The following is a 24,409-nucleotide window of genomic DNA, read 5'->3' as shown; positions in this document are numbered from 1 at the left end:
CCTAATACGGCGGATAACCAAAATCATCCTCATCAGGATAAATATAGGAACTAGCAACACCAGCAGCTACTGCCATTTTCGGTGTTTCTGTTCTCACAGGTTCTTTGGCGAAGTCTTTGTAATCTTCAAAGGCTTTGCAAATAATTGTTGATTCTGGGGCATCGGAAGCGATTAAATAATTAGTTAAATTAGCCACCGTGGGATGTTCATAATCTACAGTGGAAGCTACTAATACTGTATTGGGTTCAATGCCTCTTTCTTCACATTCAATAATTGGGCAGAATATGCCGTGAGCGTGGAATAACGGGCCTTTGGGTGTAATAGGTTGTTTACGAAATAAGGCATAAGCCCTTTCTAATTCCGATACAAAACCGCTAACTACTTTCCCCTGTTGAAATTCACAATAGGTTTTACTAAAACTCGCTCCGGCTGCACCATTGAGAGTTAATTGCAGTGGAGAATCATGTAAGAATTTTTTGTTTTCATCTACTAAAAATATTAAGTAGCGAGTGAAGGTTTTAAATTTTAATTTATCTGCTAAAAACGCATCATAATTATCTTTGAGTGTCCCCAGTTTTATCCCTGTCTCTCTATCTTTGACAGACAAAGGCCCCCGGCGCACTATCACTATGCGGGGTGTAGTGGTGATAAAAACTGTTTCTCCTCCAGAACTAAATTCATGTTCTATTTGTTGCCAATTACCGTCAGGCTGAAAACCCACAGCTTGAGCGTTGTCCAATTTAATCGCTAATCCGTGAGATTGCACACCGTCTGCACCATACCGAGGATTAATCATCTGACACCAGGGGATGACTTGAGAAGGCGGTGCATTAAATTTCTCATCCTCAAAGTCGAATTTAGCAGATGCTTTCATCGTTTTAGGCACGGTGGTACTTTACTATACAAGTTTATCAATAGGTTGCCGGTGCCAGACAGGGGGTCGAGCAAACAGGCGTACTGTTTTTCCAGATTAGAGCAGAATCAATCTTTGTTGCAATCCCTTTTTTGTTTTTTAACACTCTTGAAAAAGTATAAGTAGGGCTTGCTGAAAAAGTTCTTTGGTGGGGGTAGGGAACAGGGAACAGGGAACAGGGAACAGAGAAAAGTCTGATCGGAGGAACAGTTTAATTTTTGCCATCATCTCTGAGGACTGAAGTCCTCACTACAGACCGGGTTGAGAGGAAGTTTTACAGGCTGTGTTTTGACAAAGTTGCCAGTATCCCTTAAATGTAAACAAATATGCTAGATTTATCACTCATTACTATTCTGGGGTTCTTGGGTAGCTTTGGGCATTGCTTTGGGATGTGTGGGCCGCTAACGGTGGCGTTTTCCCTGTCTAGTCGCCCAAATTCGCAATCCCACAAATCAGCAGAAGTATTATCTCTAGAGCAAACTGCCACCACTTGGCAGCAGCAATTAATCTTTCATTTCTGGTTAAACTTAGGGCGGGTATTCAGTTATGCCTTAGTTGGTGCTGCAATTGGGGCTTTGGGTGCGGTACTTTTACAAGGTGGACAGTTAGCTGGGGTAGGTAGTGACCTCCGGCGGGTAATGGCAATAATTACGGGTGTGATGTTGATTTGGTTCGGTTTAGGACAAATTACACCTAATTTACTGCCTCATGTACCTCTATTACATCCTTTCTTAAAAAGTGGCTTGCATAATCGCCTCAGTGCGGTGATGATGCGGCTATCTGGGCAGCAGCGATGGTGGACACCGTTAATTTTAGGGATGACTTGGGGTTTAATGCCCTGTGGTTTTTTGTATGCGGCTCAAATTAAAGCGGCGGAAACTGGGAATTTGTGGCTGGGAATGGCGACTATGTTGGCTTTTGGTTTAGGAACAATGCCAACTATGCTGGGTGTTGGGGTTTCTACAGCTTTGGTGAGTCAAGATAGGCGTAGTCAGTTATTACGTTTAGGTGGTTGGGTAACGCTGATTATTGGGGTGATTACTCTGCTGCGGACTGGCGACACAATGGTAGATTACACCGGACACGCAGCTTTATTTTGTCTGATGCTGGCGTTAATTGCTCGACCTGTAAGTAAATTATGGGCATCACCTCTGCGCTATCGTCGCGCTTTGGGCGTGGGGGCTTTTGTGTTGGCTGTAGCGCATACTACCCATATGACTGCTCATACTTTGCAGTGGAAATTGTCGGCTGTGTGGTTTTTACCGCCACAGTTTCAAGTGGCGATGGTGTTAGGTGCTGTAGGATTAATATTGATGACTCCCGCCGCTTTCACAAGTTGGGAATCATTGCAGAAAACTTGGGGTAAAAGGTGGCGACAAATCCATTTATTGAGTGTGCCTGCTTTGCTACTGAGTGTAATTCATGCGGTATTAATTGGTTCTCATTACTTGGGTGCTTTAGAATTAAATTTGGGGAATCAATTAGCAACACTGTTTTTAGGACTAATTAGCATGAGTGTATTGCTAGTTAGAACACGCTTTTTTTGGTCACAGTTAACTCTAGAAAAGTTTTATGTCCCACCCAATCAATCAAAGTAAATTGATTACAAATCAGAGTAGAAAATATATTCAATATGTTACGGCTTTGAGTTGTTTAATGTTGGGAATCACCGACGCTGGATTTGTTTCTGCCCATAAGGTAGAGATAGCAAAAGATGTGGGTGCAACAATACATATTCAGCCTAATGATAATCCTCGTGCGGGGGAAAAGGCACAGGCTTGGTTTGCTCTGACGCGCAAGGGTGGTAAAACGATTCCTCTTGCACAATGTAATTGTCAGTTAGCGGTTTATGCTGAACCTCACAGCCCAGGAGAACCGCCACTGATAGAACCGTCTTTAAAGCCTGTGAATGCAGAACGTTATCAAGGTATTCCAGGGGCAGATATTACTTTTCCTAAGCCTGGGCTGTATCAGTTACAACTTACAGGAAAGCCCAAATCAGGGGTAAACTTTCAACCGTTTAAGTTTAATTTTGAGGTGACTGTAGCGGCTGGTGTTGGGGTAAAGAAGAACCCAGTATCCAGCCAGCAAACAATTGATGATGTGGCTATTGAGAAGAATTTATCATCATTTCCAGTTTGGGCGATCGCTATCCCAACGGTGACTTTTTTAGGTCTAGGATTTGGGGTTTGGCAACTGCAAAAAGGTAAGAGGAATGCTGATTGACTTTGCAGTCAACTATGCAGTTTCCTCTGCTGCTTGTGATTCTCTCGCTGCGGTGGCTTCTTTCTTTTCTCCAGTTCCTTCGGTATTTTGCTGTACTTGTTGGAGATGAATATTATTCACTTGTTGAATGAAATATTCTAATGATTGACTAGCTTTTTGCTGCTGTTGCAGTTCATCGGCAATGTCATAGAACCGATAAGGTTGTGTGACTCCTAAAATAAATTTTTCTTGTTCAGCCTCTAATAATTCTACGGCTGTATTAGCAGCTACCCAATTTTTTTGGAAAGGAAATGATGTGACTATACTGGCTAAAATGGAAGCGATCGCCGGACAAATTACTGGTAGCCATTTTAACCAAGTTTGACCTGATTCTATTTTATCTACTAACACTAAAATCGGTGTAATTCCAGAAAAAACCACAGTGGTAATTTGCAACAGGTAGTAAATGTTTCTCGATAAATTGCGAATCCGTTTATAGTCATCGATTAAATCTTGGCAATATTGTAAAGCTTTGGCTTTGACTGGTGTAAAGTTGTTGACTTGCCAAGCATTATTATTCAATAGATAAGTATATATTTCAGCTTTTCTATTAACTTCATACTGATAAGCTGATTTTTGAGAATCTTGAAATACTTGTCTGTTGATAATCAATAACACCAGAACAACGAAGAGACTTACTACACCATAAATAGCGAAGTCACTGTTTTTATAAAAGGCAAGTACAATTATCCCAGTTAATAGTAAAGCTGCTATTAATAAATTTTCAATTATCTTCAAGGTCAGCAGGGCTTTGGGTTTACCTGAAGATAAATTTGCACTGCCATCAGTAGTTGAATTTTGGGATTGATTATTAATAATTGTAAAATCTGATGTTGTCACTTTGCTTTGCTCCAAATTCAAAATAATTACTAATTCGTAATGAGTAATGGACTTTTTTCCGAGACGCTAACACGTGGCTTTCTTCTCCAGAGGGGTACGTCCCGCTACGCTAACGTAATTAAAAAGGAGAACGCCACGCTAAATATATGCAAAAACACGAATTATTTTAAAATACTCTACGAGTAGGACTGCATCTAAAAAAAATCAAAATTTTTGCATGATAATTACTATCAATAAATAATTGGTAATTGCTTTTTACTCCATCAAAAAAAGAAGGTTAGATTCTGAATGGTCAATAAATATATTGATTGATGTTTTTGCTCTGTTCAGATATCTAATTCCTTCTCATGTTTTGCCGTTTTAATTACATCTCTTGAGCAAAATGATAGAAACTAGCTATAGGAATCGTACTTGATTATTGAACAGATACGTAGGGTGTATTAGCGACAGCGTAACGCACCTAGTACCAAAGCCTGTGGTGCGTTACGGCTTACGCCTAACACACCCTACACATACTTAGATTTTTTCAGAAATCAAATACTAGTCCTATATTACTTGCTATTTTTTTAAGTATCATTGCTGTCTTCATTGTGACTAATAGGTTTCCTTTGCAAAATTGTTGGTTTTGTGTACGAAATGCGAAATTTAACAGTCATGTAATTCAAATTTATGTAAATTCCGCATAGTAATTAATTAGTCAAACTTGAATTGACAAAGCTACAAAATAATAGCCGAAAGCTTTAACAGCCAAGACTTTTATTCCCTTCTATATCTGCGTTGTAGAAGGAAGCAAAATGCGTTCAATAATGATTGACAAAATAATTACAAAATTGATATTTGCTGCTTTCCCGCACCAAATAACTAGCAAATAAGCTGTTAATAACTAACTGCATCAAAATTTACCCGAAGTATAACCGAACAAATTGAGGAGGTGCAACGATTAATTGTGACAATTAAGGTTTTCTTAAGGAAATTAGTCATTAGGCATTAGTCATTAGTCATTGACAGTTTCTTCTTCCTTGTCTTCCTTGTCTCCTCTTCCCCAATCCCCAATCCCCAGTCCCCAATCCCCTATTGATGCCTTCTTAGATGCCATTGCCAGGCGTGGGTGACGATATCTTTAATGTCTGGGTATTGGGGTTGCCAACCTAAGATTTTTCTCGCTTTTTCGCCGCTACCAATGAGGCTGGGGGGATCTCCGGGGCGGCGATCGCATTCTACTATGGGGAGGGTTAGTCCTGTGACTTGTTCGGCGGCGGCGATGACTTGGCGGACTGAGAAGCCTTGACCATTACCTAAATTAAATACTTCGCTTTCGCCACCTTTTAAGAGATATTCCAAGCCTAAAATGTGGGCATCGGCTAAATCGTTAACATGGATATAGTCGCGGATACAAGTCCCGTCGGGTGTGGTGTAATCTGTGCCAAAAATAGAAATAGATTCGCGTTTACCCAAGGCTGTGAGGAGTACCAAGGGGATGAGATGGGTTTCGGGGTTATGGTCTTCACCTAATAACCCTTGGGGGTGTGCGCCAGCCGCATTGAAATAACGGAAACGTACTGATTTTAAACCGTAAGCCACATCAAAATCTGATAAGATGCGCTCCACCATTAATTTCGTAGCACCGTAGGGATTAATGGGATTTTGGGGATGGTTTTCGGGAATCGGTACTACATTGGGTACACCATAGGTGGCGCAAGTGGAAGAAAAGACAAATTTCTTAATGGATGCCGCTAGCATGGCTTCTAACAGCACTAGCGTTCCGACAACGTTATTACGGTAGTATTTGGCTGGGTCGGTCACAGATTCGCCTACATAAGCGTAAGCGGAAAAGTGCATAACGGCGGCAAAATTGCGACTTTGAAATAAATTATCTAACAGGGCGCGATCGCTCGTATCACCAACAATGAGTTCGACTTGCAAAACTTGTTCAACCAAGTCACGGTGGCCATAAACTAAGTTATCGAGTATTACCACGTCATAACCTGCTTGTTTGAGAGCTAAAACGGTGTGTGAGCCGATATATCCTGCTCCCCCTGTGACCAAAATACTGGGTTTTCCAGGTGACATAGTTTTTCCTATTGAGTGACAACTAATCAATTAATCAATTTAGTTCACCGATGTACCACATTCCTAATCTGGAAAATTATAAATATTAGACGCAGTGGCAAAAAATTGCACTAAAATCACTACGACGGTAGTCATTGGTGTGAGGGTCGGGATATTTTAAGTCAAATTACCGTTGACGACAAAATAAATCCACTTTAAGAAACCTCTAGGCTTACCGCACAAGGAGATTTGAGTGTAAATCTATGTTTGAACTTTTAAGTCGGGTCTTGGTGTGGTTACTGATTGGAACTATCGCCTACACGTTGTTTCAGAAGTTTTACCCCACAGGAACTTTTGTAGGGCGGACAGTTTTCGTCATCATTATTGTTGTGATTGCTTTGTCATTCATCAACCCTAATGAGCCAGCAGTTGCATCATTGTGGAGGTTAATATCATTTCCCCTCAAACCATTGGGAGCTTCAGTGTTGATGTTGATGTTTGCGGCACAAAAAATCAAAGCCGGAGGCATTGATAAACCGGCAGGGTATTTAGTAGGTTGGTCACTAGCAATTTTACTTTTATCCGGCACGCCAGCGATCGCCTACTTTTTGGTCAGAGCGCCCTTAGTCCCGCAAGAAGCAATGATTCCTCGTTCTGAGTTAGTCGCATCACAACCGGAAACAATTGTGGCTTCGCAGGTTACAGATGTCACCGGAAATGGCATTTTACCCAGTTCTAGAATCGGTCAGACAGATTTAGCATTCAATTACTGGCAAACCCAAATTCCCCCCTACCTAATGCAGAATCCTCAACAAATCAGAGAACGAGGGCTACGGATAGAAGATTTTGTACCTAGTGCCGAAACACTGCAACTTACAACCCAAGTCTGGGAAAGTTATCTCAATCAGGTTTATACTTTCTTGCGTGGTCGTCGGGGATAGAGGCAATAGTCAATCGATACTATGTATACTGAGGGCTGGATTGGGGATTGGGGACTGGGGACTGGGGACTGGGTATGAGGTTAAATTTTCTCCCCTGCTCCCTGCCCCCTGCCCCCCTGCCTCCCCTACTTCCCCTGCTTTCTGCCTTACTTCCATGCAAAAATCTCGGCGAATTGCTAAAATCGGTGCTTATCTACGTCCCCACTTGCGAGATGCGACGTTGGGGATTTTGGCTTTGTTGTCTGTTAACGCATTAGGTGTTTATATTCCTTGGTTAATTCGTGCTTGTATTGACCAAATTTCTAATAACTTTAGCTGGCAGGAAATACTCCGTTATGTTGTAATCATTGTTCTACTCAGTTCGGCGATGTGGTTGATTCGCATGGCTTCGCGCCTGTGGATATTTGGCGTAGGGAGACAGGTAGAATTTGACCTCAAACAAAAGATTTTTGAACATTTACTGCAATTAGAGCCAGCTTATTTTGCCACTAATACTATTGGTGATTTAATTAGCAGGGCTACTAGTGATGTAGACAATGTGCGGCGGTTGTTGGGTTTTGCGGTGTTAAGTTTAAGTAATACAGTGTTTGCTTATGCCTTAACACTGCCAGCAATGCTAGCAATTAGCGTCAATCTCACATTGGCGGCTATTGCGATGTATCCTTTTATGTTTCTGCTGGTGCATTTATTTAGCAATCAGTTACGTCAGAAACAAGCCACAGTCCAAGAGAAAATCTCTGATATTAGTGAACTCATTCAAGAAGATATGAGTGGCATGGCTTTAATTAAAATCTATGCCCAAGAAACAAATGAACGTCGAGCCTTTGCTCAAAAAAATCAAGAATTATTACAAGCAAACCTGGGATTAGCGAAAATTCGCAATACTCTGTTCCCTTTGATTGGTGGTTTAGCGGGGTTAAGTTCACTCATCATTATTTGGTTAGGAACAGCACAAATTACAACTGGTAATTTGGAAGTTGGTGATTTTTTGGCGTTGTTAATTTATGTAGAAAGACTAGTTTTTCCCACAACTTTATTAGGTTTCACTATTACCTCTTACCAACGGGGGGAAGTGAGTATAGACCGTTTAGAAGCGATATTTAGTGTCCAACCCAAGATAAAAGATAATCATGATGCCATTCATTTACCTTTAGCTGAAATCAAAGGGGAATTAACCGCGAAAAATTTCAGTTTTAGTTATCCAGGAGCAAAGCAATCAGCTTTAGAGGGGATTAATTTTACAATTCATCCTGGGGAAACAGTCTCAATTGTAGGGGCAATTGGTTCAGGAAAGTCTACTTTGGCTAATGCTTTACCGCGATTGTTAGATATTGCCCCAGGACAGTTATTTTTAGATGGGGTGGATATTACTAAGATAGCTTTAGCTGATTTACGCAGTGCGATCGCCTACGTACCTCAAGATAGCTTTTTATTCAGCACTACCATCAAAAATAATATCCGCTACGGCAACCCAGAAAGTGACCTATTAAATATAGAGTCTGTGGCTAAATCAGCCCAAATTCACCCAGAAATCATGAACTTCCCCCAACAGTACGAAACTATTGTAGGTGAGAGGGGGATTACTCTATCTGGAGGTCAGCGACAACGCACAGCTTTAGCAAGGGCTATGTTAGTCAATGCACCAGTGTTAATTTTAGATGATGCCCTTTCGAGCGTAGATAATCAAACTGCTACCCAAATCCTCAATCATTTAGCCAGTGGTGCAGGACGCAAAACTGTAGTATTTATCACTCACCAACTTTCGGCGGCGGCAGCAGCTGACCGAATTTTCGTCATGGATAAAGGTAAAATCGTCCAAGTAGGCAATCATCTAGAACTGATGCAGCAACAAGGAATGTATCGCCAACTCTGGAGTCAGCATCAGGTGGAAGAATTGTTGCGATAGGGGCATAGGGCATAGGGCATGGGGCATTAAATACATAATCTACCTTGTCCCCCTTGCCCCCTGCCCCCTCCCACCCTAGCGGAAAGTCTAATGGTCATCGCCGCCAAATCAGGGTAATATGCGATGCCAGAAGCGCGATCGCTAGGGGTTTTTAGTTGTGGTTTATGCACAAATCAAAGCCAAGTTAACTGGACTTTTTCCCCAGTCACCAGGGGTAGAAGTTACTAATAATACTGTTGTTCCTGGGGAAATGACTGTTGAACCGCAAATTCCTTTGGGGGTTGATGAGGTCTATAGACGTTATGTTTGTGAGAACAGCAACCCTTTAACTTGTGCATGGACGCAAAAAAGTCTGGAGATAGACCCCACGGCGAAACAATGCCTTAATTGCGGTTTTCCGGCGATTTTACCACCCAAAACTGAAATTCGCGGCTATCGGGGACGATACCGCATAGATAGCTTTTTGGGAGGACGGGGAATGGGACGCTTGTACCAAGGTGTTCAGGTTGCAGACCAGCAGCCTGTGGTCATTAAGGAATATCTTTTACCACAACGGGTTTTTAATCAAGAGGAAACCAGGGAGAAAAAACAGGCTTTTGAACGGTTGGCGGGTTTAAGTTTAGCTGATGGTCGAGTTCAGGATATCCGCTTGATTTTACCTTGGGATGCGATCTCTGATCCCACAGCCGAGCGTTGTTATCTCGTCACCACGGGTATTCAAGATACCTATCCCACTTTGCGGAAGTATCTTCATGAACATGGTGCAATGAATGAAAACGAGGTTTATCATGTGCTTAACCAAGTGCTGCAAACATTGCAATTTCTCCACGGTCAAAAATTTAGCTTACCTTCCGGCCAAGTACAGCAGGGAATAGCACACGGTAATCTCAGTTTAGATAGTTTGTTATTAATTGCCCATGAACTAGAATTTTTTACCCACGTTTGTGATTTAGCAGTTTGGGAAAATTTATTTGAATTACCTAATAATAAAAAAAGTCCGCCTACATTTACTCAAGATTTAAAAAATTTAGGATATATTGCTTTTTATTTATTATCTGGTAAGACTGTAGACGATCATAATCAAGCACTTGATCCGAAAATAGAACAGCATTGGCCGCCAGTGAGACAAGAATTTCAGGCTTTTCTGTTTCGCCTGTTAGAACTAGATAAACCATTTATTAGTGCAGAAGAAGCAAGACAAGAACTCATTCAAATTACACCAATTACTCATAATCAAGTTTTAGTGATAGAAGGGGAAGAAGAAACTAGAAAGAAGTTTCATCCTCTTTATTGGTTATTGCTAAGTGTTTTAGGATTAGCCTTTTTGGCTGGAATTATTTGGCTATTAATCAAAATATTTTATAAGCCCGAAGTGACTACACAAGATGCGGTAGTTTGTTGTTTAAAAGATGTCCCTGGTGTACCTCCAGGTAAATACAATTATACAGGCGAAAAGTCTGCTACTTGGAGTTATATTTTACAGCAGAGTAATTTAATTTTACAAAACCAAACCTTAGAAGAAAAGTTCAAAGAGAGCCAACCGAAACTGGAAATTAATTATCAACTAGAAGAGAAATTAGAAACAGCGATCGCTAAGGTGCAATCTGGTCAGTATAATTTTGCTGTGACTAATTTAGTTAATCAATTACCACCACAAATAAGATATAAAGAATTTGCCTATGATGGCTTGGTGGTTTTTGTAGCTTTTAGCTACTCTAAACGAAATCAAAATTTACCTGAACCCTTGCGGGGTCAAATTAGTATTGAGCAATTACAGAGTCTATATACAGGCAAAATTAAATATTGGAATCAATTAAATCCTCAGTTACCTAAATTACGTGTAAATTTATATATACCTTCAGAAGAAGAAGCAGTAAATATTTTTAAAGAAAGAGTTTTAAAAGAACCTAACGCTATAGATACATTTGAGCGACTACAAAAAATAAATAACCAGCAGGATACATCTACAGATAGTGAGCCTATAGTAATTACTCGGTTGAAGACTTTAGAAATGGTGCGGAAGATTTTACAAGATTTTGAAAACGAAGATAAAAAGTTGGGAAGTATAGGTTTTGCGACGCTTAGTCAAGTATTTGGACAGTGTTCCGTATATCCTTTAGCCATCGTAGATGGTAAGAAAGAAGCCGTACAAGCTTTAGTACAGAATGATACGAATAAACCGATAAATCCCAATACAGACTTATGTGATGATAAAGGAAGTTATAGTCCTAATCTTGAGGTTTTCAAGAATGGAACCTATCCCCTGAGTTATCCAATGGTTGTAGTTTATCTAGGAGATAACAGCCGTCCTCCCATTGGACAAAAATTTGCCGAAATGCTCAAAACACAAGAAGTACAGAATCTTTTAGAACAAACTGGATTAGTACCTTTACAAAAAAACAATAAGTAATATGAAAGATGCAGAAAAACAGATATTACTAGCAAAGCTAGCAGGTAAAATTTTAGGCGATCGTCAATTATTAGAAATGCTTGGCGATAGAGTTTATGAAGTAATGTTAGAAGAATTACGTCTGAAAAAAGAGCGAAACAGAAATTAAATAAGAGGTAAACAATGACTAATACTGCTCGTGAATTAAATTATGTAACCACTAATAGATTTTATGTAGAGATGGAAAGTAGTATCACTGCTTGCTTTACCGAATGTCAAGGATTAGGTGTGACAGTAAAAACGGAAAAATTCTCCGAAGGTGGTGTAAATGATCAACAAAGAGTGCTGTTGAACCCAGCAGAATTTTCTGATGTCACACTGAAGCGAGGAATTACTAATGATTTAACCTTTTGGACTTGGATCAGCCAAATTTTGAGTAGTGTTGGTGCCAATGCTAAACAACGTCGCAACGTCAACATTTTATTATTTAACCAAGCTGGAGAAATCATGCAATGTTGGACTTTGATTGGTGCTGTTCCTATTGGATGGAAAGCACCTAGTTTTAGTGCAGAATCCAACACAGCAGCTATTGAAGAATTAACCTTAACCTATGAAGGCTTAAAAGTTGATAAAACTAGAGCAGGTGGCGCATCCATTTTATCAGGTAGAGATAGTGCGGGATATTTTTCTAGTAATTAGATTAATGATTTATGACAGATAAATTAGCAGCTAATTTTGGTAATTACCCAGAACTAGGAATTAAAAAACCATTACTTCCTCACAAACCCTTGGGACAAAAACTAATCAGTCCTAAATTTTTGTCGCCTTTAGGTTCCCAATCTCTATCAAGCTTTAATAACTTAATATTTTTTGATTTTGAACTGACAGATGACACACCTTCCAATAATGTCAGTAATTCACCATCTTTATCTGAGTCTCAATCATCTAATTTAACAAGCTCAAATCTAAATTTGCAAAAAAAAGCCAATATTCATGAAGATATCAATATTATTTATCCAGATAATTTAGTTATTCAACCACAATTAAAAGATAAAAGCTACAATAGAAATCAATCAGTAACTCCACAACATGATCAATTCCATAAGAATTTAAATACAAGATTTTCGTCTAACAGTAGTATCACAAATTTTGACAATCAAAATAAATTAATTCAACCACAACTAGAAAATCAGCCATCAGTTGATAATTCAGAAATATTATCAAACTCACAAGTAACTACATCCAGTACAACTAACTCAAAACCTGAAAGCACAGTTATCCAACCACAACGAGAAAATCAGCCATCAGTTGATAATTTAGAAGGATTATCGCAGCCAGAAGTAACTACATCCAGTACAACTAACTCAACATCTGAAACCACGGTCATTCAACCACAACTGGAAAATCATTCATCAATTTCCCATTCGTCAGAAATCACATCCACACCAACACATCCTGCGACTGAAACCACAATTATTCAACCACAACAAGAAAATCAGCCATCAATTTCCCATTCGTCAAAAATCACATCCACACCAACACATTCTGCGACTGAAACCACAATTATTCAACCACAACGAGAAAATCATTCATCAGTTTCCAGTTCCCCAGAAATCACATCAAAAACAACCAAATCAACACCTGAAAGCACAGTTATCCAACCACAAAGAGAAAATCAGCTATCAGTTGATAATTTAGCATCATCCCACTCAGAAGCAACTACATCCAATACAACTAACTCAACACTTGAAACCATAATTATTCAACCACAACTGGAAAATCAGCCATCAGTTTCCAATTCCCCAGACATCACATCCACATCAACACATTCTGCGACGGAAAACACAGTTATCCAAGCACAACGGGAAAATCAGCTATCAGTTGATAATTCAGAAACATCATCCTACTCACAAGTAACTACATCCAGTACAACCAACTCAACACCTGAAACCACAGTTATTCAAGCACAACTGGAAAATCAACCATCAGTTTTCAATTCCCCAGAAATCACATCCACATCAACACATTCTGCGACTGAAACCACAGTTATTCAACCACAACGAGAAAATCAGCTATCATTTGATAATTCAGAAACATCATCCCACTCAGAAGTAAGTACATCCAGTACAACCAACTCAACACCTGAAACCACAGTTATTCAACCACAACTGGAAAATCATTCATCAGTCTCCAGTTCCCCAGAAATCACATCCACACCAACACATTCCGCGACTGAAACCACAGTTATTCAACCACAACTGGAAAACCATTCATTAATTTCTAGTTCCTCAGAAATCACATCAACACCAACACATTCTGCGACTGAAACCACGGTTATACAACCACAACGAGAAAATCAGCCATCAGTTGATAATTCAGAAATATTATCAAACTCACAAGTAACTACATCCAGTACAACCAACTCAACACCTGAAACCACAGTTATTCAACCACAACTGGAAAATCATTCATCAGTCTCCAGTTCCCCAGAAATCACATCCACACCAACACATTCTGCAACTGAAAGCACAGTTATCCAAGCACAACTGGAAAGTCATTCATCAATTTCCAGTTCCCCAGAAATCACATCAACACCAACACATTCCGCGACTGAAACCACAGTTATTCAACCACAACTGGAAAACCATTCATTAATTTCTAGTTCGCCAGAAATCGCATCCACACCAACACATTCTGCAACTGAAAGCACAGTTATCCAACCACAACGGGAAAATCAGCCATCAGTTGATAATTCAGAAATATTATCAAACTCACAAGTAACTACATCCAGTACAACCAACTCAACACCTGAAACCACAGTTATTCAACCACAACTGGAAAATCATTCATCAGTCTCCAGTTCCCCAGAAATCACATCCACACCAACACATTCTGCAACTGAAAGCACAGTTATCCAAGCACAACTGGAAAGTCATTCATCAATTTCCAGTTCCCCAGAAATCACATCAACACCAACACATTCCGCGACTGAAACCACAGTTATTCAACCACAACTGGAAAACCATTCATTAATTTCTAGTTCGCCAGAAATCGCATCCACACCAACACATTCTGCAACTGAAAGCACAGTTATCCAACCACAACGGGAAAATCAGCTATCAGTTGATAATTCAGAAACATCATCCCACTCAGAAGTAACTACATCCAGTACAACCAACTCAACACCTGAAACCACAGTTATTCAACCACAACTGGAAAATCATTCATCAGTCTCCAGTTCCCCAGAAATCACATCCACACCAACACATTCTGCAACTGAAAGCACAGTTATCCAAGCACAACTGGAAAATCATTCATCAGTCTCCAGTTCCCCAGAAATCACATCCACACCAACACATTCCGCGACTGAAAGCACAGTTATCCAAGCACAACTGGAAAACCATTCATTAATTTCTAGTTCCTCAGAAATCACATCAACACCAACACATTCTGCAACTGAAAGCACAGTTATCCAAGCACAACGTGAAAATCAGCTATCAGTTGATAATTCACAAACATCATCCCACTCACAAGTAACTACATCCAGTACAACCAACTCAACACCTGAAACCACAGTTATTCAAGCACAACTGGAAAATCATTCATCAATTTCCAGTTCCCCAGAAATCACATCCACACCAACACATTCTGCAACTGAAAGCACAGTTATCCAAGCACAACGTGAAAATCAGCTATCAGTTGATAATTCAGAAACATCATCCCACTCACAAGTAACTACATCCAGTACAACCAACTCAACACCTGAAACCACAGTTATTCAAGCACAACTGGAAAATCATTCATCAGTCTCCAGTTCCCCAGAAATCACATCCACACCAACACATTCTGCAACTGAAAGCACAGTTATCCAAGCACAACTGGAAAGTCATTCATCAATTTCCAGTTCCCCAGAAATCACATCCACACCAACACATTCCGCGACTGAAAGCACAGTTATCCAACCACAACTGGAAAATCATTCATCAGTCTCCAGTTCCTCAGAAATCACATCCACACCAACACATTCCGCGACTGAAAGCACAGTTATTCAACCACAACGAGAAAATCAGCTATCAGTTGATAATTCAGAAGCATTATCACACTCAGAAGTAACTACATTCAGTACAACAAACTCAACACCTGAAACCACAGTTATTCAAGCACAACTGGAAAATCATTCATCAGTCTCCAGTTCCCCAGAAATCACATCCACACCAACACATTCTGCAACTGAAAGCACAGTTATCCAACCACAACTGGAAAGTCATTCATCAATTTCCAGTTCCCCAGAAATCACATCCACACCAACACATTCCGCGACTGAAAGCACAGTTATCCAACCACAACTGGAAAATCATTCATCAGTCTCCAGTTCCTCAGAAATCACATCCACACCAACACATTCCGCGACTGAAAGCACAGTTATCCAACCACAACTGGAAAATCATTCATCAGTCTCCAGTTCCTCAGAAATCACATCCACACCAACACATTCCGCGACTGAAAGCACAGTTATCCAAGCACAACTGGAAAGTCATTCATCAATTTCCAGTTCCCCAGAAATCACATCCACACCAACACATTCTGCAACTGAAAGCACAGTTATCCAACCACAACGAGAAAATCAGCTATCAGTTGATAATTCAGAAGCATTATCACACTCAGAAGTAAGTACATCCAGTACAACCAACTCAACACCTGAAACCACAGTTATTCAAGCACAACTGGAAAATCATTCATCAATTTCCAGTTCCCCAGAAATCACATCCACACCAACACATTCTGCAACTGAAAGCACAGTTATCCAAGCACAACGTGAAAATCAGCTATCAGTTGATAATTCAGAAACATCATCCCACTCACAAGTAACTACATCCAGTACAACCAACTCAACACCTGAAACCACAGTTATTCAAGCACAACTGGAAAATCATTCATCAGTCTCCAGTTCCCCAGAAATCACATCAACACCAACACATTCTGCAACTGAAACCACAGTTATTCAACCACAACTGGAAAGTCATTCATCAATTTTCAGTTCCCCAGAAATCACATCAACACCAACACATTCCGCGACTGAAACCACAGTTATTCAACCACAACTGGAAAGTCATTCATCAATTTCCAGTTCCCCAGAAATCACATCCACACCAACACATTCTGCAACTGAAACCACAGTTATTCAACCACAACGAGAAAATCAGCTATCAGTTGATAATTCAGAAGCATTATCACACTCAGAAGTAACTACATTCAGTACAACAAACTCAACACCTGAAACCACAGTTATTCAAGCACAACTGGAAAATCATTCATCAGTCTCCAGTTCCCCAGAAATCACATCCACACCAACACATTCTGCAACTGAAAGCACAGTTATCCAACCACAACTGGAAAGTCATTCATCAATTTCCAGTTCCCCAGAAATCACATCCACACCAACACATTCCGCGACTGAAAGCACAGTTATCCAACCACAACTGGAAAATCATTCATCAGTCTCCAGTTCCCCAGAAATCACATCCACACCAACACATTCTGCAACTGAAAGCACAGTTATCCAACCACAACTGGAAAGTCATTCATCAATTTCCAGTTCCCCAGAAATCACATCCACACCAACACATTCCGCGACTGAAAGCACAGTTATCCAACCACAACTGGAAAATCATTCATCAGTCTCCAGTTCCTCAGAAATCACATCCACACCAACACATTCCGCGACTGAAAGCACAGTTATTCAACCACAACGAGAAAATCAGCTATCAGTTGATAATTCAGAAGCATTATCACACTCAGAAGTAACTACATTCAGTACAACAAACTCAACACCTGAAACCACAGTTATTCAAGCACAACTGGAAAATCATTCATCAGTCTCCAGTTCCCCAGAAATCACATCCACACCAACACATTCTGCAACTGAAAGCACAGTTATCCAACCACAACTGGAAAGTCATTCATCAATTTCCAGTTCCCCAGAAATCACATCCACACCAACACATTCCGCGACTGAAAGCACAGTTATCCAACCACAACTGGAAAATCATTCATCAGTCTCCAGTTCCTCAGAAATCACATCCACACCAACACATTCCGCGACTGAAAGCACAGTTATCCAACCACAACTGGAAAATCATTCATCAGTCTCCAGTTCCTCAGAAATCACATCCACACCAACACATTCCGCGACTGAAAGCACAGTTATCCAAGCACAACTGGAAAGTCATTCATCAATTTCCAGTTCCCCAGAAATCACATCCACACCAACACATTCTGCAACTGAAAGCACAGTTATCCAACCACAACGAGAAAATCAGCTATCAGTTGATAATTCAGAAGCATTATCACACTCAGAAGTAAGTACATCCAGTACAACCAACTCAACACCTGAAACCACAGTTATTCAAGCACAACTGGAAAATCATTCATCAATTTCCAGTTCCCCAGAAATCACATCCACACCAACACATTCTGCAACTGAAAGCACAGTTATCCAAGCACAACGTGAAAATCAGCTATCAGTTGATAATTCAGAAACATCATCCCACTCACAAGTAACTACATCCAGTACAACCAACTCAACACCTGAAACCACAGTTATTCAAGCACAACTGGAAAATCATTCATCAGTCTCCAGTTCCCCAGAAATCACATCAACACCAACACATTCTGCAACTGAAACCACAGTTATTCAACCACAACTGGAAAGTCATTCATCAATTTTCAGTTCCCCAGAAATCACATCAACACCAACACATTCCGCGACTGAAACCACAGTTATTCAACCACAACTGGAAAGTCATTCATCAATTTCCAGTTCCCCAGAAATCACATCCACACCAACACATTCTGCAACTGAAACCACAGTTATTCAACCACAACGAGAAAATCAGCTATCAGTTGATAATTCAGAAGCATTATCACACTCAGAAGTAACTACATTCAGTACAACAAACTCAACACCTGAAACCACAGTTATTCAAGCACAACTGGAAAATCATTCATCAGTCTCCAGTTCCCCAGAAATCACATCCACACCAACACATTCCGCGACTGAAAGCACAGTTATCCAACCACAACTGGAAAATCATTCATCAGTCTCCAGTTCCCCAGAAATCACATCCACACCAACACATTCCGCGACTGAAACCACAGTTATTCAACCACAACTGGAAAATCATTCATCAGTCTCCAGTTCCTCAGAAATCACATCCACACCAACACATTCCGCGACTGAAAGCACAGTTATCCAACCACAACTGGAAAATCATTCATCAGTCTCCAGTTCCTCAGAAATCACATCCACACCAACACATTCCGCGACTGAAAGCACAGTTATCCAAGCACAACTGGAAAGTCATTCATCAATTTCCAGTTCCCCAGAAATCACATCCACACCAACACATTCTGCAACTGAAAGCACAGTTATCCAACCACAACGAGAAAATCAGCTATCAGTTGATAATTCAGAAGCATTATCACACTCAGAAGTAAGTACATCCAGTACAACCAACTCAACACCTGAAACCACAGTTATTCAAGCACAACTGGAAAATCATTCATCAATTTCCAGTTCCCCAGAAATCACATCCACACCAACACATTCTGCAACTGAAAGCACAGTTATTCAACCACAACGAGAAAATCAGCTATCAGTTGATAATTCAGAAACATCATCCTACTCACAAGTAACTATATCCAGTACAACTAACTCAACACCTGAAACCACAGTTATTCAACCACAACTGGAAAATCATTCATCAGTCTCCAGTTCCCCAGAAATCACATCCACACCAACACATTCTGCAACTGAAAGCACAGTTATCCAAGCACAACGAGAAAATCAGCTATCATTTGATAATTCAGAAATATCATCCTACTCACAAGTAACTACATCCAGTACAACCAACTCAACACCTGAAACCACAGTTATTCAAGCACAACTGGAAAATCATTCATCAGTCTCCAGTTCCCCAAAAATCACATCAACACCAACACATTCTGCAACTGAAACCACAATTATTCAACCACAACTGGAAAATCATTCATCAATTTCCAATTCGCCAGAAATCGCATCCACACCAACACATTCTGCAACTGAAAGCACAGTTATCCAACCACAACGGGAAAATCAGCTATCAGTTGATAATTCAGAAACATCATCCCACTCAGAAGTAAGTACATCCAGTACAACTAACTCAACACCTGAAACCACAGTCATTCAACCACAACTGGAAAATCATTCATCAATTTCCAATTCGCCAGAAATCGCATCCACACCAACACATTCTGCAACTGAAAGCACAGTTATCCAACCACAACGGGAAAATCAGCTATCAGTTGATAATTCAGAAACATCATCCCACTCAGAAGTAAGTACATCCAGTACAACTAACTCAACACCTGAAACCACAGTCATTCAACCACAACTGGAAAATCATTCATCAATTTCCAATTCGCCAGAAATCGCATCCACACCAACACATTCTGCAACTGAAAGCACAGTTATCCAACCACAACGGGAAAATCAGCTATCAGTTGATAATTCAGAAACATCATCCCACTCACAAGTAACTACATCCAGTACAACCAACTCAACACCTGAAACCACAGTTATTCAAGCACAACTGGAAAATCATTCATCAATTTCCAGTTCCCCAGAAATCACATCCACACCAACACATTCTGCAACTGAAAGCACAGTTATCCAAGCACAACTGGAAAACCATTCATTAATTTCTAGTTCCTCAGAAATCACATCCACACCAACACATTCTGCGACTGAAAGCACAGTTATCCAAGCACAACGAGAAAATCAGCCATCAGTTGATAATTCAGAAATATTATCAAACTCACAAGTAACTACATCCAGTACAACTAACTCAACATCTGAAACTACAGTTATTCAACCACAACTGGAAAGTCATTCATCAATTTCCAGTTCCCCAGAAATCACATCCACACCAACACATTCTGCAACTGAAACCACAGTTATTCAACCACAACGAGAAAATCAGCCATCAGTTGATAATTCAGAAATATTATCAAACTCACAAGTAACTACATCCAGTACAACCAACTCAACACCTGAAACCACAGTTATTCAACCACAACTGGAAAATCATTCATCAGTCTCCAGTTCCCCAGAAATCACATCCACACCAACACATTCTGCAACTGAAACCACAGTTATTCAACCACAACTGGAAAACCATTCATTAATTTCTAGTTCCTCAGAAATCACATCAACACCAACACATTCTGCGACTGAAAGCACGGTTATACAACCACAACGAGAAAATCAGCCATCAGTTGATAATTCAGAAATATTATCAAACTCACAAGTAACTACATCCAGTACAACCAACTCAACACCTGAAACCACAGTTATTCAACCACAACTGGAAAATCATTCATCAGTCTCCAGTTCCTCAGAAATCACATCAACACCAACACATTCTGCAACTGAAAGCACAGTTATCCAAGCACAACGAGAAAATCAGCCATCAGTTGATAATTCAGAAATATTATCAAACTCACAAGTAACTACATCCAGTACAACTAACTCAACACCTGAAACCACAATTATTCAACCACAACTGGAAAATCAGACATCAGTTTCCAGTTCCCCAGAAATCACATCAACACCAACGCATTCTGCGACTGAAACCACAGTTATCCAAGCACAAAGAGAAAATCAGCTATCAGTTGATAATTCAGTAGCATTATCGCAGGCAGAAGTAATTACATCCAGTACAACTAACTCCACACCTGAAACGGATAATATTAAATCTGTAAACAAGAACGATGCGACAAAGATTATTCAAGCGAAAAATACGATAATTCCTGAGTTACCGCAAGCTATCGAAAATATTTCAATCCTCTCACCACTATCTCAGCCATCTGGATTAATCACATCTAACTTGGTTGACAACAAATCACAAAATACAAATAATTTTATAGATATTGACCATAAATCACCATCCAAAGTTCAAAGAAAACAAAATGAAGAAGTACCAGATTCTTGGTCTAGCATCGCTGATTTAATAGATGGTATACCCGCTATTAGTCATACTAAAAAAATAGTGGTTCAACCTGAAAATGATAAAAAGCAGTGGCAAAAAGTTTCATCTAAAAACAAGCGATCGCCAAATCTTTCCCCAAATATAAAACATCATCACCAATCCCCACTAAACATTAATTTATCATCCAATAACAACTTAAAAAATGACTTAATACAGACATTCTCTAATACTGCTGAATCACCAATGATACAAATGGTTAAAAATGACTCTGAACAACCAGAATCTAATAATAATCTAACTAAGGACGAAACCGAAAATATAGAAATACTTGCCCAAGAAATATACAAAATACTCCAACAACGTTTAGCAATAGAACGAGAACGCCGAGGTAATAATTATTCTGGACGATTATCTTGGTAAATTCAACAGTCAATTATTAACAGTCAAAAATTATGAGTACCACCCTTCTAGTCAAAGCCAAATTAATTGCAACAGAACAAGCTGCACCCGATATAGAATTCATGTTCAATCCCACCCAGCTAGATTTTTCCCAACAAATCAACCTCACCAAAAGTAGTGGTGCGAGGACTGGACGAGGATTACCTAAAGTTAGCTTTGCCTATCCTGAACCTTGTATCCTGACTATTAACAACATTATCTTTGATACCTACGAAGCAGGTACAAGCGTCCTGACTCACCTGAAAAAATTTGAAAAAGCCGTCAACTTTGCAGAAGCTGGAACAGGTGTAGACAAACGTCCACCTATATATATATTTACCTGGGGTGATCAACAGTATCTCCGTTGTTTTGTCCAATCACTTAGCTACAGCCTGACACTATTTTTACCAGATGGCACGCCAGTGAGAGCCAAAGTGAACCTGACATTAGAAGAAGTAGACGAATCAATTACACAACCAGGGATGGGCGCACCCGCAAGCGTCAACCGAGGCGGAGACAACAGAAGCAAGCGCAAGTAATTCGACTTTTGGTTAATAGCCTAGTGCCATTGATCCTCTTAGGCTATGAAAAACCCATTGTGCTGATCCTATGCCCGCAGTCAGTTACATCCCCGAACCCCTATTGCAAATTGATAATGCTGATGTTTCTCAAGAATTAATTGAAGACATTTTGCAAATCTCTGTAGAAGAGAGTCTCCATCAACCAGGGATGTTTACCTTAGTTATCCGCAATGACTACTTTCCTGGAAAAACAACTGAAACTACCTGGAAACATCAAAGTTTATTTGCTATTGGCAAAAAAATCAAAATTGGCTTTGTTTCCAGCACTACAGAAAACGCAGAATTTCAGGACGTAGAACAGGGTTATGTATTGGAAGGGGAAATCACTGCTATAGAAACTGAATTTACACCTGAATCACAAGCTCCGATTGTGATTCGGGGTTATGATATTTCTCACAGATTACATCGGGGACGTTATAACCGTTCCTTTCAAAACGTCACTGATAGTGATGTTGTCACCCAAATTGCGGGTGAAACAAGTATCACAACCGGCACAATAACTACCACAACTCCTGTTCATGAATACATCTTTCAAGAAAACCAAACTAACATGGAATTCTTGCGAGAAAGAGCCGCCCGCTTAGGTTTTGAATTATATGTGCAGGATGGGAAACTCAACTTTCGTCAACCCACACAAAACCAGACTTTAGACCTGAAATGGCTCAAAGACATCCATAGTTTTCGTGTTCGTATCACCAGTGCGGAACAGGTGAGTTCTGTAGAAGTGCGGGGCTGGGACTACGCTACAAAGAAACCAATTGTATCAACAGCCACAACAGAACAAGTAATTACCAGTACAGACAATGGTAAAGGTAGCCTCAGTAGCACGAAATTTACTATTCAGCCCAAGATGATAGTTGTAGATCAACCTGTGTTTAGTGCTGCTGAATCACAAAAAATTGCTCAGGCTTTGTGTAACGAACTGGGAGGAGAATTTGTCTATGCAGACGCTAAAGGTGAAGGTAATCCTTTAATTAGAACAGGAAAAGTCATCAAGCTGACAGATATGGGAAATTACAGTGGCAGTTATTATGTTACAGAAACTCGTCACCTCTTCCAAAAACGCAAATATACAACAGAATTTAGTGTGCGGGGATTACGTCCAGGAGACTTATTCGCTACATTAACTCCGCAGCAACACTTACAACCAGGACAAACTCTGTTAGTAGGAATTGTCAGTAATAATAAAGATCCTAAAGGTTGGGGTAGAGTCAGAGTGAAATTCCCCACCTTGACTGAAGAACATGAAAGTAATTGGGCGAGAGTAGTAAGTGTAGGTGCAGGGCCAGGTAGGGGTTTTGATTGTTTACCAGAAGTTAATGATGAGGTTTTAGTAGCCTTTGAACATGGTGATATTCATCGACCCTATGTAATTGGTGGGGTGTGGAATGGTACAGATGCGCCACCTGAAACAGTAGATGACACTGTTGTTAGTGGAAAAGTCCGCCTCCGCACCTTTAAAACTCGTGTGGGACATAAATTACAGTTTGTAGAAGAAGATAAAGGCACGAAAAAAGGCGTTTATTTACAGACAATAGGTGGTCATAATTTTCGTTTAAATGACAGTGATAAATTTGTAGAATTAGAGACTACTGGCGGACATAAATATCGTGCTGATGATAGTAATAAAACAATTAGTTTAACTTCTACTGGTGATATTACAGTTAAATCGGGAACTACTGGAACAGCTAATAAAATCAGTGTAAATGGTCAAGAAATAGCCCTGACTGCCACACAAAAAATTAGCCTCACAGTAGGAGCAACTAGTATAGAATTAACTCCCAGTGGCATTACGATGAGAACCACTGGAACAGTGAGTATACAAGCTGGTAGCTCTATTAGCGTGCAATCTGGTACTTCTTTAAGCATAACTTCTGGTGCGTCAATTAGTGCTTCTTCTATGGCTTCAATTAGTGCCAGTGCGACGGGTTCCGTGAGTATTAATGGAGCTGCTACCGTCGGTATTATGGGCGGTATAGTTAGACTGAATTGTTAATAGTAAATAGTCATTAGTCATTAGTCATTAGTTATTAGTTATTAGTCATTAGTCATTAATTAC

Annotated in this window: 14 protein-coding genes; 10 read left to right on the top strand and 4 right to left on the bottom strand. The window is 40.0% G+C overall.

Annotated elements, in window-relative coordinates; genetic code table 11:
• Position 1: 1 nt before the first annotated feature.
• Complete coding sequence (locus ACQFX9_RS11720; protein WP_427162861.1) at positions 2-874, bottom strand: DUF5895 domain-containing protein; 873 nt, start codon at positions 872-874, stop codon at positions 2-4.
• A gap of 365 nt (positions 875-1,239) precedes the next feature.
• On the opposite strand from ACQFX9_RS11720, the gene ACQFX9_RS11715 reads away from it, so the two are divergent.
• Positions 1,240-2,511 (top strand): sulfite exporter TauE/SafE family protein, encoded by a 1,272-nt coding sequence (locus ACQFX9_RS11715; RefSeq protein WP_427162164.1) that lies wholly within the window; start codon positions 1,240-1,242, stop codon positions 2,509-2,511.
• Complete coding sequence (locus ACQFX9_RS11710; protein ID WP_427162162.1) at positions 2,486-3,139, top strand: hypothetical protein; 654 nt, start codon at positions 2,486-2,488, stop codon at positions 3,137-3,139. Before ACQFX9_RS11715 ends, ACQFX9_RS11710 begins: the two co-directional genes overlap by 26 nt.
• Before the next feature lie 12 nt (positions 3,140-3,151).
• On the opposite strand, the gene ACQFX9_RS11705 is transcribed toward ACQFX9_RS11710, so the two are convergent.
• Both ACQFX9_RS11705 and galE read right to left on the bottom strand, forming a co-directional pair.
• On the bottom strand, positions 3,152-4,018 hold the full coding sequence (locus ACQFX9_RS11705; RefSeq protein ID WP_427162161.1) for a DUF4231 domain-containing protein: 867 nt from the start codon (positions 4,016-4,018) through the stop codon (positions 3,152-3,154).
• Between the two features lie 1,071 nt (positions 4,019-5,089).
• On the bottom strand, positions 5,090-6,088 hold the full coding sequence (gene galE / locus ACQFX9_RS11700; RefSeq protein ID WP_427162160.1) for a UDP-glucose 4-epimerase GalE: 999 nt from the start codon (positions 6,086-6,088) through the stop codon (positions 5,090-5,092).
• 242 nt (positions 6,089-6,330) lie between these two features.
• Here galE and ACQFX9_RS11695 point away from each other — a divergent pair, with 242 nt between their 5' ends.
• Positions 6,331-7,008: a hypothetical protein gene (locus ACQFX9_RS11695; RefSeq protein ID WP_427162159.1), complete on the top strand. Its 678-nt coding sequence runs from the start codon at positions 6,331-6,333 to the stop codon at positions 7,006-7,008.
• Between the two features lie 154 nt (positions 7,009-7,162).
• A complete protein-coding gene (locus ACQFX9_RS11690; RefSeq protein WP_427162158.1) occupies positions 7,163-8,914 on the top strand; it encodes an ABC transporter ATP-binding protein in 1,752 nt (583 codons plus the stop codon).
• Positions 8,915-8,940: 26 nt separating this feature from the next.
• Here ACQFX9_RS11690 and ACQFX9_RS11685 read toward each other — a convergent pair whose 3' ends face one another.
• A complete protein-coding gene (locus tag ACQFX9_RS11685; RefSeq protein WP_427162157.1) occupies positions 8,941-9,084 on the bottom strand; it encodes a hypothetical protein in 144 nt (47 codons plus the stop codon).
• On the opposite strand from ACQFX9_RS11685, the gene ACQFX9_RS11680 reads away from it, so the two are divergent.
• From ACQFX9_RS11680 to ACQFX9_RS11655, 6 genes are all read left to right on the top strand, one after another.
• Positions 9,072-11,324, top strand: a complete 2,253-nt coding sequence (locus tag ACQFX9_RS11680; RefSeq protein ID WP_427162156.1) for a substrate-binding domain-containing protein — start codon at positions 9,072-9,074, stop codon at positions 11,322-11,324. The genes ACQFX9_RS11685 and ACQFX9_RS11680 overlap by 13 nt on opposite strands.
• A gap of 1 nt (position 11,325) precedes the next feature.
• A complete protein-coding gene (locus ACQFX9_RS11675) occupies positions 11,326-11,472 on the top strand; it encodes a hypothetical protein (RefSeq protein ID WP_427162155.1) in 147 nt (48 codons plus the stop codon).
• A gap of 14 nt (positions 11,473-11,486) precedes the next feature.
• Positions 11,487-12,002: a phage tail protein gene (locus ACQFX9_RS11670; protein WP_427162154.1), complete on the top strand. Its 516-nt coding sequence runs from the start codon at positions 11,487-11,489 to the stop codon at positions 12,000-12,002.
• Between the two features lie 11 nt (positions 12,003-12,013).
• On the top strand, positions 12,014-21,751 hold the full coding sequence (locus ACQFX9_RS11665) for a hypothetical protein (protein ID WP_427162153.1): 9,738 nt from the start codon (positions 12,014-12,016) through the stop codon (positions 21,749-21,751).
• Positions 21,752-21,783: 32 nt separating this feature from the next.
• Positions 21,784-22,308, top strand: a complete 525-nt coding sequence (locus ACQFX9_RS11660; RefSeq protein WP_427162152.1) for a hypothetical protein — start codon at positions 21,784-21,786, stop codon at positions 22,306-22,308.
• Between the two features lie 70 nt (positions 22,309-22,378).
• A complete protein-coding gene (locus tag ACQFX9_RS11655; RefSeq protein ID WP_427162151.1) occupies positions 22,379-24,346 on the top strand; it encodes a VgrG-related protein in 1,968 nt (655 codons plus the stop codon).
• Positions 24,347-24,409: the final 63 nt, after the last annotated feature.

The organism is Aliinostoc sp. HNIBRCY26, from assembly GCF_050235535.1.
In the GTDB taxonomy this organism is placed as follows: Bacteria; Cyanobacteriota; Cyanobacteriia; order Cyanobacteriales; family Nostocaceae; genus Trichormus.
This window is presented reverse-complemented; position numbering and strand designations above follow the sequence as displayed.